Source organism: Bradyrhizobium sp. 142 (assembly GCF_023074015.1).
Taxonomy (GTDB): domain Bacteria; phylum Pseudomonadota; class Alphaproteobacteria; order Rhizobiales; family Xanthobacteraceae; genus Bradyrhizobium.
The window spans coordinates 45,815-55,591 of the sequence record NZ_JADPKQ010000181.1 but is presented as its reverse complement, the minus strand read 5'-3'; the positions used below and the strand labels follow the sequence as shown (position 1 = coordinate 55,591).

11 protein-coding genes are annotated in these 9,777 nt (G+C 64.9%); 7 read left to right on the top strand and 4 right to left on the bottom strand.

Going from position 1 to position 9,777, the window contains the following annotated elements; genetic code table 11:
* The coding region (locus IVA82_RS17020; RefSeq protein WP_276578786.1) for a group II intron maturase-specific domain-containing protein at positions 1 to 330 on the top strand (330 nt) is incomplete at its 5' end.
* Positions 331 to 493: 163 nt separating this feature from the next.
* Here the strand turns inward: IVA82_RS17020 and IVA82_RS17015 are convergent.
* Positions 494 to 2,143, bottom strand: coding sequence for a glycosyltransferase family 39 protein (locus IVA82_RS17015; protein WP_247381274.1), 1,650 nt, complete (start codon positions 2,141 to 2,143; stop codon positions 494 to 496).
* 312 nt (positions 2,144 to 2,455) lie between these two features.
* Here IVA82_RS17015 and IVA82_RS17010 point away from each other — a divergent pair, with 312 nt between their 5' ends.
* Together IVA82_RS17010 and IVA82_RS17005 are read left to right on the top strand one after the other, a co-directional pair.
* On the top strand, positions 2,456 to 3,313 hold the full coding sequence (locus IVA82_RS17010) for a DUF308 domain-containing protein (RefSeq protein ID WP_247381273.1): 858 nt from the start codon (positions 2,456 to 2,458) through the stop codon (positions 3,311 to 3,313).
* Positions 3,314 to 3,474: 161 nt separating this feature from the next.
* Entirely contained in the window at positions 3,475 to 3,891 is a 417-nt protein-coding gene (locus IVA82_RS17005) for a MucR family transcriptional regulator (protein ID WP_148739609.1), read from the top strand.
* A 147-nt stretch (positions 3,892 to 4,038) separates the two neighbouring features.
* On the opposite strand, the gene IVA82_RS17000 is transcribed toward IVA82_RS17005, so the two are convergent.
* Positions 4,039 to 4,467 carry a SufE family protein gene (locus IVA82_RS17000; RefSeq protein ID WP_247381271.1) on the bottom strand — a complete coding sequence of 143 codons (429 nt, stop codon included), beginning with the start codon at positions 4,465 to 4,467 and terminating at the stop codon, positions 4,039 to 4,041.
* A gap of 67 nt (positions 4,468 to 4,534) precedes the next feature.
* Positions 4,535 to 4,978 (bottom strand): DUF5330 domain-containing protein, encoded by a 444-nt coding sequence (locus IVA82_RS16995; protein ID WP_247381269.1) that lies wholly within the window; start codon positions 4,976 to 4,978, stop codon positions 4,535 to 4,537.
* 407 nt (positions 4,979 to 5,385) lie between these two features.
* Between IVA82_RS16995 and IVA82_RS16990 the strand changes: the two genes are divergently transcribed.
* From IVA82_RS16990 to IVA82_RS16980, 3 genes are read left to right on the top strand one after another with little or no spacing between them, the layout of a single operon-like run.
* A complete protein-coding gene (locus IVA82_RS16990; RefSeq protein ID WP_247381267.1) occupies positions 5,386 to 7,266 on the top strand; it encodes an ATP-binding protein in 1,881 nt (626 codons plus the stop codon).
* The gene (locus IVA82_RS16985; RefSeq protein ID WP_247381265.1) at positions 7,259 to 7,954 is read left to right on the top strand and encodes a peptidoglycan-binding domain-containing protein; all 696 of its coding nucleotides are present in this window, start codon (positions 7,259 to 7,261) and stop codon (positions 7,952 to 7,954) included. The genes IVA82_RS16990 and IVA82_RS16985 overlap by 8 nt, the downstream gene beginning before the upstream one ends.
* A 57-nt stretch (positions 7,955 to 8,011) precedes the next feature.
* Positions 8,012 to 8,356 (top strand): DUF1491 family protein, encoded by a 345-nt coding sequence (locus IVA82_RS16980; protein ID WP_247381263.1) that lies wholly within the window; start codon positions 8,012 to 8,014, stop codon positions 8,354 to 8,356.
* Here IVA82_RS16980 and IVA82_RS16975 read toward each other — a convergent pair whose 3' ends face one another.
* A complete protein-coding gene (locus tag IVA82_RS16975; protein WP_247381261.1) occupies positions 8,357 to 9,334 on the bottom strand; it encodes a DUF2336 domain-containing protein in 978 nt (325 codons plus the stop codon).
* A 253-nt stretch (positions 9,335 to 9,587) separates the two neighbouring features.
* Here IVA82_RS16975 and IVA82_RS16970 point away from each other — a divergent pair, with 253 nt between their 5' ends.
* Positions 9,588 to 9,776, top strand: a complete 189-nt coding sequence (locus tag IVA82_RS16970; RefSeq protein ID WP_247381259.1) for a hypothetical protein — start codon at positions 9,588 to 9,590, stop codon at positions 9,774 to 9,776.
* Position 9,777 lies beyond the last annotated feature (1 nt).

Below are 9,777 nucleotides of genomic sequence, written 5' to 3'. Positions count from 1 at the left end.
GCTTGCCCTTCCAGGAAGAGCGTCCAGAGGCTCAAAGGCAAAATCGATGGGCTTCTGGTCTCCGGCAACAAAGATCCGTGGCCTGAGGTACGCGACCAGTTGAACCGACTTCTGCGCGGCTGGTCGAGTTACTTCAGCTACGGCACCCGGCTGATGGCCTACCGGGCGGTCGACAATCACGTCTATGATCGCGTGCGACACTTCCTGCGAAGACGGTGCAAGGTGCAAGGACGCGGCACACGAAGGTTCCCCGCTGACCATGTCTTCGGGCCCGCCGGCGTGCTGCGGCTCCGCCGCGTGCATCTGGGGCCGCTGCCGCGTGCCATGTGATGAAACCAGTCGGAAAGCCGGATGCCGGAAATCGGCACGTCCGGTTTGATGAGCGGGGAGAGGAAACGGGACGTTGCCGCACGGCCCAAGTCACCGCGCCTCTCCTCGACTCTACTCGCTCCATCCGGGCTACGGCACTACGGCACTACGGCGAAGAAGAATATTACGGCGCCGGGATCGATAGCAGGCTGGAAATGCTGCGGCCGCGGATGTCGTAGACGCGGGCGAACACGACGTCGTCGCGCTTGATCTCGACCATGACCGGCGCGGTAAGGCCCTTACAGTAGAACTCGCCGAGCGTCATCGCGAAATCGGCCGCATTGGAATCCCAGCCGATGGTGAAGTCGGGCCCGAGCGCGACCTGGGCCGGCCGCTGCGGGCCGCACACCGCGACCTTCCATTTGCGATTGCCCGGCGCGACTTCCTGCCGCTCGATCAGCTGCTCGCGCAATTCGTCGGAGGCCTGCTTCAGCGCCAGGCCCCAATAGTCCAGCATGAAGCGATCGTCGGCGCCGCGCACGGTGCCGGCGATGTGGTTGAAGTGTGTGTACTGATAGGGATGCAGCCGGATCATCTCGGCGAGCGGCAGTGCAAGACCGAAGCAGAAGGTGGCGAGCACGACCGGCTGCCAGGTGCGGTGGGTGGCACGCAGGCGCTCCATGACCCAGCCGAAGGCGACGCCGCCGAGCACCGCCATCGGCGGAATCACGAAGACGAAATGGCGGATGCCGTTGTAGAGCGCCGGCCGTTTCACCATCGCGATCGCGAGCGGCAGGGTCGCTGCGAGCGTCAGCATCAGCAGGATGGTCTTGCGGCGCCCCGAGACGTCGGGTCGCGGCAGCAGTGCGAAGGTGCCGACCACGGCGCCGACCATCAGCACCAGCATCACCTCCGGAAGCTGAAGCGCGAACAGCGTCGGCAGATAGGACCAGGGCATGTCGGGCACGGACACGATCGCGCCGTCGAACATCTCCTTCCAGGGCTTTTCGAAGAAGTGCGAGAAGTAGGTCAAGGCCTCGAACGGATTGCCGGGCTCCATGATCGACCAGGGCCAGATCAGCCCCATCACGAGGTAGCCGAGCACGAGGCCGGGCAGCAGGATATAGACGACATGGGCGAAGCGGCGGACCGACTCGCGAAGGCCCTCGGTGCGCAGCTCCTCCAGGAACAGCGGGATGAAGCCGATCATGGCGTAGACCAGCGCGAGCCCGCCGAGAATGCGCGAGCCGATCGCCAGGCCGGCGCCGAGGCCGACGATCAGGATCGTGCGCGGCGAAGGCTGCGGATATTCCTCGGCGAGCCGGACAAGGCCCAGCATCAGGATGATCATGGCGACCGCGAAGGGGGCGTCCTTCGGATTCATGAACATGTGGCCGTAGAAGATCGGGCAGAGCGCGAGCAGCAGCAGCGCCGCGAGGCCTGCCAGCGGCCCGCCGACGCGGCGGCCGAGCCGCCAGGTCACGGCAAGGCCGATCACGCCGACGATGGCGCCGACCAGACGGCGCGTCTCGAACAGCTCGAGCGGAATGATCTTGTGCAGCAGGGCCGCGACCAGGTCGAAGCCGCCGCCATACATATAGAGGTTGGCGAAGGAGAGCGCCGCGGTGTCCTTGAAGCCGGAACCGAACATGCGCAGCAGCAGGTCGGCATATTCGGCGTGGGTGTAGTCGTCCCAGCCGAGCCCATAGTCACGGAAGGTCAAACCCGCGGTGACGGCGACCGCGGCCAGCACCAGCATGGCGAGATCGTCGCAAGTCCGTTCGATCGAGCGCCGCAGAGGCGTATCGATCGCCGAAGTCGTGATGGATGTCATGGCTATTGGTGACCCGGAAACCCCTCTTGGCCCTGCTGGTGCGCATGAGCCTCAACCCCGGTCTCCCTATAGCGCAGTTCCATTACCAAGTAATTGGGCATTATGGCTAAATTCCTGTGCGACGCAGCAAATCCGGGAAACTCCACAGCACGCCATAGCTAGCGGGCCGTAGCTGAAGGGAATGTGAATAAGTCACTGATATCCTTTCCTTTAGGAACGCTGCCTACAATTGGACGTTGGCGAGGAACACAGTATGACGGTATCGTAGCGTAACGGGTGTCGCGTGTGGGTGTGCGGCCGGGGGTTGGTTAGATGATCTTGGCATTGCTGATCGCGGGGATCGTCGCCGTTGTGGCGGGCCTCCTTGCGGTCCTTTTCGGCTACACCGTCAGGGATTTCAGCCTCGGCAGTACCCTCATAATCTCAGGCACGATCGGCGTCTGCTCCGGGATGTTACTGGTCGGCCTCCACGTCGTGGCGCTGGAGCTGAAGGGTATCGCTTGCCGGCTGGCCGGTTCGACGGCGCCATCGGACGTTCGGGTCCGGCCGGTACTGCCCTCGGGGCTCGCGATGCCTGGGCCGGGTGCGACCGAGCCCACGCCTGCTGCGGCGATGCAAGTCGAACCACCGCCGCCATCGACCGCCGCGCCGCCGCCGTGGCAGAGCGAAGCAGCCGCTCGCGAGCGGCCGCGCGGCGAGGTCCCAGCAGAGCCGGAAGCACCTCCGCCGGTGGCCGAAGTACCGCGCCGGCGCAATCTGCTGTTCGCCTCGACCTCGCGCAAGGAGCGCGAGCGCGCGCAGGCGAAAGGGATGGACGGCCTGCCGCCGCAACTGCCTGAAGAGTCCGGGGAGCCTGCTGCGCCGGAGGTCCCGCCTGCGAGCTTCGATGATGCCTGGCCGAAGCAGGACCGTGCCCGGCCATCGGAGCCGGCCGTGGCGCGGCGCCCGCCGCCGCGTACCCCCTCGACCTTCGAGCCCGCTCCGCCTCAGCCCGAACCGGAGCTACCGCCGGCCGAGCAGCCGCAGGTCACCGTGCTGAAATCCGGCGTTGTCGATGGCATGGCCTATTCGCTCTATTCCGACGGCTCGATCGAGGCGCAGATGCCCGAAGGCATGATGCGCTTTGCCTCGATCGACGAGCTGCGCGCCCATCTCGACCAGCGGTCTTGAGCAGCCCGCAGGCCAAGTAAAGCGTCGTCTTCGTACAGCTTCACCAGTCATCGGCTCATATTGGTCAGTCGTCACGGTTCAGCCGAACGTATTGTTGACACGGAATACTTTGGCGTCGTCAATCCGATGCGACAGACGCAAGGCGGAGAAAGGTCGGGTCCATGTCGGATGCCGGGGCTAAGAATTTCATCGAGCTGACGGCGAACATCGTGTCGGCCTACCTCAGCAACAATCCAACGCCGGCCGCCGAGATTTCGAACCTCATCAGCCAGGTGCATGGCGCGCTGGTGCGGGTCTCGTCGGGGCGCACGGAAGCGGCACCGCTCGAGCCGGCGAAACCGGCGGTTTCGCTAAAGAAGTCGATTGCGCCGGACTATCTGGTCTGTCTGGAAGACGGCAAGCGGTTCAAGTCGCTCAAGCGCCATTTGCGTACCCAGTACAACATGACGCCGGAACAATATCGCGAGAAGTGGGGCCTGCCGGCCGACTATCCCATGGTCGCGCCGAACTATGCGGTGGCGCGCTCGCAACTGGCGAAGAAGATGGGACTGGGACAGCAGCAGCGGAAGCGGAAGTAGTCGGGCCTTGTCATAAGCCGGCGTTCGGCAGGGTACAGGGTGGGCAAAGGCGCTCTTGCGCCGTGCCCACCAGCATTCATCGATCGCGCTCCGTGCGGTGGGCACGCTTCGCTTTGCCCACCCTACGCAGTGCTCACCAGGAGGTCTTCACGAAGCCTCCGCCAGCGCCTCTTTTGCGTCGGTCTTTATGCGCTCGACCATCGAGCGCAGGCCGTTGGAACGCTGTGGCGTCAGGTGGTCGCGAAAGCCGAACTCGTCGAACACCGCGAGGGCGTCGGTCGCGAGAATCTCCTGCGGCGTGCGGCCGGAATAGAGCGAGAGCACGATCGCCACCAGCCCGCGCACGATATGCGCGTCGCTGTCGCCGAGATATTTCAGGCGCGGCGCGCCGTTGCTGCGCTCGATGTGCTTGGCGAGCCAGACCTGGCTGACGCAGCCCTGCACCTTGTTTGCGGCGGAATGCTCGGCCTCGGGCATCGGTTCCAGGGTGCGGCCGAGCTCGATGACGTACCGGTAGCGGTCGTCCCACTCGTCCAGAAGCTCGAAATTGTCCCTGATTTCGTCGATTGTCGTCATGCTGGCCTGGGTTCCCGTTCAGACCAATATAGGGACGCAGGCGCGTGAAATCGATAGGGTTTGGGCCCTAATTCGCGCCCTGCGGGCCGCGCCATTCCAGCGCGAGGTCGTCCTGGGTCAGGGTATCGCGCGGCGTCTCGCTCGATGCGGTGTCGCCGTCGCCGGCCAACGCGATCGAGCCGGTGTGGTCGGGCGCCTTCTTGTCGTTCTTATCGGTCTTGTCGTTCTTGTCGTTGGTGATGTGCTCTTTCTTGTCGTTGATGATCTGGTAGATCTTGCGCGCGCCGTCCTGCGCGCGCTGGCCGATGATGGTCGCGGCCTGGCCGCCGACCTCGCAGGCCGCCGGCTGGCGCTTGCAGAACTGGCTCACGTCGGAGACGGCCGCGGTCGCAGCCTGCACTGCATCGGCGGCGCCGATCTGCGGCAGCTTGTCCGATTCAGGCGTCTTGTCCCGCGGCAGGAGCACCAGCACCAGCCCGAGCCAGAATGTGATGCGGAGCAGAAAGCGCATCTTGCGACCTGTTATGTTAGATCCCGCCGCGGCGATCCCCGCAGGCGTCCGACCTAGCAATCCTCGATAAATCGCAAGTGATTGCCTTCCGCTTAATTCGCGGAAAATTTGCGCAAAATTCTTTGCAATCGGCAGCCTTGTAAATTTTCGGTTGACGCGCCCGCCTGTGATCGTCCGCTCGCGCGCGTCTACCAATTCGAAACCATGACGCCGGGCGCGAAACCCTGTGTTCACCATCCCCGATGAAGACCTCGTCGAATTATCTAAAATGGTGCGTGATGGCGCGGGGGTTCGACGGCAGGCCGGACGGCCTTAGCACTCGTTTAAGGTCGCTCTGACACGGTGGCTCGACGATAAGGAGGCGTTCTGGCGCGTCTTCCAGACGATTGAGCCGAAGCGCGAGACCCGTGACAGTTTTGAGTATCATCCGCGATTGTCTCGATGCACTGCTGCATCCCTCCGCGCGTTACGATGCGCTGACGCGGGCGCGTCATCGTGCCTTCATGGCGCCGAGGCTGCTCGGAAGCCTGGCGGCGTTTGCCGCATTTCCGGTCTATCTTGCCATGCGCGGCGCGCCGAGCGCGATCGAGGTTGCCGCCTTCGCCTGGCTGATCGCGCCGATCCTGTTGTCCTGGTTCCTGTCGCGCACCGGCCGCTACGAAGGTGCGCATGTATTGTCGTCGCTGGCGCTCGCCGGCCTGATCATGGCGATCGCGGCCACGACCGGCGGGATCGAATCGTTCGCTGCGATCTGGCTGGTCGTGGTTCCATTGGAAGCCGCGCTGTCGGCCTCGCGCCGCGTCGCGGCCTTCGCCTCGCTGCTTGCGCTGTCCTGTGCGGGGATCCTGATCCTAGTCAGCCAGCTCGGCTGGTTGCCCGGCGACACCAGCGCCGCAGAACGCGGCGCGCTGATGGCGTTCGGCGTCGCGTCGGCGACGCTCTACGCCGCGGGCCTCGCCTTCGGTGCGGAGTCGCTTGCGCGCACCAGCGTTGCGCTGCTGTCGCGCGAAGAAGACCGCTATCGCCTGCTTGCGCGCAATATGAGCGACGTCATTTCGCGGCATCAGCGCAACGGCGCGGTCCAGTTCATCTCGCCTGCGGTCGAGAGCATGCTCGGCTTGCCCGTCGCCCGACTGCTCGGCCACGGTCTATTCGACCGCGTCCACGTCGCCGATCGCCCGGCTTATCTCACTGCGCTATCGGACGCTGCGCGCGGCGACGTTCGCAGCGTCGAATTCCGGCTGCGCCAGGAAAAGGCCGCTCCTGAGCGCGGTCAGGTCGACTTTATCTGGGTCGAGATGCGCTGCCGGCCGCTCGAGCTGGATCCGGGTCGCCAGAATCTTGACCAGCAGAATCTTGACCGGAAATTCGTGGGCGAGGTCGACGTCGTCGCCGTGATGCGCGACGTCACCGATCGCAAGCTTGGAGAGCAGGCTCTCGATCAGGCACGTAGCGCCGCGGAGTCGGCCGACGCTGCCAAGACGCGGTTCCTCGCCACCATGAGCCACGAGTTGCGCACGCCTCTCAACGCCATCATCGGCTTCTCCGAGATGATCGCGCAGGAGCAGACCTTGATGTTAGGGGCGGCTCAGCGCAAGGAATATGCCCAGCTCATCAACGATTCCGGCCAGCATCTGCTGTCCGTCGTCAACGGCATTCTCGACATGTCGAAGATGGAATCGGGCAATTTCGAGATTGCGTCGGAGCCGTTCGCGCCGCGCGCCTCGCTCATGCACTGCTGCAATCTGCTGGCGCTGAAGGCGCGGGAAAACGGCATCGATCTGATCACCGATGCGCCGCAGGATTTGCCAGTGATGACCGGCGATCCGCGCGCCTTCAAGCAGATCGTGCTCAACCTCGTTGCCAACGCCATCAAGTTCACCGAGCGCGGCGGTCTGGTCACCGTTAACGCGGCGGTATCGGGTTCGCAGCTCACGCTGCGCGTCAGCGACACCGGTGTCGGCATCGCGCCGGACGATCTCAAGCGTATCGGCGCCCCGTTCTTTCAGGCCGGCAAGACCTATCAGCGCCGCCACGAAGGCACCGGCCTCGGACTTTCCATCGTGAAGAATCTGGTGGCGTTGCATCTCGGCGAATTGACGGTACAAAGCAGGCTCGGCGAGGGCACTGCCGTCACCGTCAGACTGCCGCTCGTCTACACCCCGCCGGAGGCCAAGACGCCCGACAGGAAGGCGGCCGAAAACAAGATCGCTACGCTGACGACGGTGCTGCGTCAGGAACAAGACCAACTCCAAGACCAACCTGCGCTGGTGAAGAAAAGTGCCTAAGAAGTCTGCAAAGGATGAAGCTGCTCCGCGCCGCCGTGGCGCCAAGGCTGCGGTCATCGATGTCGAGACTGAGCGCAATCTGGTGATGCGGATCCTGCTGCACAGCCCCAAGGACACGCTGGCCGGGCTCGTCGCGGTTGCGGCCGTCAGCGCGATCGTCGCCAATGCGCTGTTCCTTCAGACCGGCCGGCATCCGGCGCCGATGTTCGGCACCGTGATCAATCTTCCCATGCCGTCGTCCGTTCCGCAGCCGAATCCCTTGCCACGCCCGCGCCCCGTCGGCGCCGATACGTCGCCGCTGGAGCCGAAGGCGACCGAGTTCCGCGTTGAGCCCAAACCTGCCGAGAGAGCGGCCGAGAAGGCCGTCGAGGCGACCGCGTCGACGCCGCGATCCGGCGATGCCATGACCAATCTGGTCAAGGCCACGACATCGCCCTCCGTCGCCGTGGCGCGTCCACCGGCGCCGATCCCCGTGCAGCAAAGCCCCGCTGCGCGGCGCATCTCCGGCGTGCAGCGCGCGCTGTCCGAATATGGCTATGGCCAGTTGAAGGTCACGGGCACGATGAGCGGCGAGACCCAGTCCGCGATCCAGAAGTTCGAGCGCGAGCACAAGATGCAGGTCACGGGTCAGGTATCCGATCGCCTGCTGCGCGAGCTCGGGGTCGCGATCGGCCATCCCGTCGAGTGATCGTCATTGGTGCGTGGAGGCTGGTGCCGATTGCAGCACTGGCCTATCGTCCGCCTCATGCGATTGAAATCAAACATTTGGGTCTCGGCCTATCTGCGCCGGTGCCAGACCGAAGGTGTGTTCGGCGCGGTGCGCCGTCGCGGCGCCGAAGAGGCGGGCGCGGTGTTCGTCAAGGTCTCGTTGCTCGACGGCCATGCGATGCTGTACGTGCCGGCGCCGCAGACCGTCTATGACGAGGGCCGGCCGGTCGATCGCTTCTTCGTGCCGGCCGCGCCGCAGCCGCTTCCTGAGCCTGCCGTCGAAGAGCGGCTGACCAAGGAAGTCCGCTTCGATCCGGATGCCTGGATCGTCGAAACCGAAGACCGCGCGGGACGGCATTTCCTCGAGCTGGCGAAGACCTGACTAGTGGTCTGATCCGTCCGTGCCCGTCCGCACCGCAGGCGCGGAGCCGGGCTGCACGCCCGGCCGCGGCTGGTGCGCGCTGACGCGCGCGCGCTGGCGTTCGCTGTCATGCAGCGACGGCTGGTATTTCGCGCGCGTCACGGCCAACGTCGAACCGCGCCAGGCGGCGAGCATGATCAGCGCGGAGCGCTCGCTGAGGCGATCATAGAGCCGCGACAGGCGGTACACGCTGTTCACGGACGTGCCGATCTCCGGCTTGAAGAACAACAGGATGCGCTGGAAGTTCGGGCTCGGCATGTCGAGCGCGCGGGCGGCGACCGCGAGCGCTTCGCCGCCGGGATCGTCGACGATCTCCGTTGCAACCCGCGAGGGCAGGATCAGGCTATCGCCGAGCTCGAAGGCAAAATTCTCGACATCGCCCGCGATAGACGCCATTTCCAGGATCTGGATTGCGCGCCTGGCGCGCACCGTCGGAATCCGCGGGGCTGCCTTAAGCGGCGTCTGCTCCAGATCTTGCAGGATCTGGGCGCGCTCGGATGGGCCGGCGCGGAAGAACAGGTCATGGATCTCGGCCGCGTCCTTCGGCTGCATCGCCATGTTCGAGGCCATGCGCCGCTCGGCCTCTGTGGGTGCGCGGAGCGGGGCGGGGGCGGGGGCAGGCGGTGTGGGAATCTCCCGCGCCAGCGGAACCCTGCGGCCCTCCAGGGCGGCCGTCAGCCCCAGCTTCTGCATGATCGGAGCGGGTGTGGATGGGTAGATCGCAAGCCGTGCCTTGACGGCGGCGCGCGTCGCGTCGTCGACCTGGTCGATCAGCCGGGTGGCAAGCTCGACGAACTGGCGTTGCTCGTCCTCGCTGTGGCTGCTCGCATGTACATAGAGGTCGGTCAGCACCCGCAGCAGGGTCGGACGGATGTCGACGCCCTCCCGACGGGAGAGGGTCATCAGCCCGTCGAATCCGGGAAACGGCGACTTGGTCATGGAGGCGTACGCAACTTGAAAGAGACTGTTGCCGCAGCCTATCGCACCTTCGTTTAAAGCCTCGTTAAGGAAAACGAGACGTGAAACGAGGCGCATCATTTGGGCCGTTGTCGTGCCGCAACGGGACTTTAGGGCGCGCCCGTGCGGTTACGGTCCGAGTGCGCATGTTTACACCCCGTTAACCATGAACTGATCTTAATGAGCCCATGTTGCAGAAGCGCGCTTGGTCGCGCGGCAATTGAAGAGAGCTGACATGGGGACCATCATTGAATTTCCGGTCGGTCGCCGGGTGGGCTCGTCGGGGGACGTCGCACCGCGCCCCGGAATGGGAACGATCCTGATCCTTCCCGCGATCCGTATCGAGCGCGAGGCGGACGAAACCAGTGGCGATCACGAGCCGGAAGCGGGCACAGCGCCGGGGCGCCGTCGTCGCCGCCGTTGAC

Excerpts from the sequence above, each read along its gene's own strand:
- IVA82_RS16970 (WP_247381259.1), top strand. The coding sequence starts at position 9,588 with ATGGGGACCATCATTGAATTTCCGGTCGGTCGCCGGGTGGGCTCGTCG.
- IVA82_RS17010 (WP_247381273.1), top strand. The coding sequence starts at position 2,456 with ATGATCTTGGCATTGCTGATCGCGGGGATCGTCGCCGTTGTGGCGGGC.
- IVA82_RS17015 (WP_247381274.1), bottom strand. The coding sequence starts at position 2,143 with ATGACATCCATCACGACTTCGGCGATCGATACGCCTCTGCGGCGCTCG.
- IVA82_RS17000 (WP_247381271.1), bottom strand. The coding sequence starts at position 4,467 with ATGACGACAATCGACGAAATCAGGGACAATTTCGAGCTTCTGGACGAG.
- IVA82_RS16995 (WP_247381269.1), bottom strand. The coding sequence starts at position 4,978 with ATGCGCTTTCTGCTCCGCATCACATTCTGGCTCGGGCTGGTGCTGGTG.
- IVA82_RS16980 (WP_247381263.1), top strand. The coding sequence starts at position 8,012 with ATGCGATTGAAATCAAACATTTGGGTCTCGGCCTATCTGCGCCGGTGC.
- IVA82_RS16975 (WP_247381261.1), bottom strand. The coding sequence starts at position 9,334 with ATGACCAAGTCGCCGTTTCCCGGATTCGACGGGCTGATGACCCTCTCC.
- IVA82_RS17005 (WP_148739609.1), top strand. The coding sequence starts at position 3,475 with ATGTCGGATGCCGGGGCTAAGAATTTCATCGAGCTGACGGCGAACATC.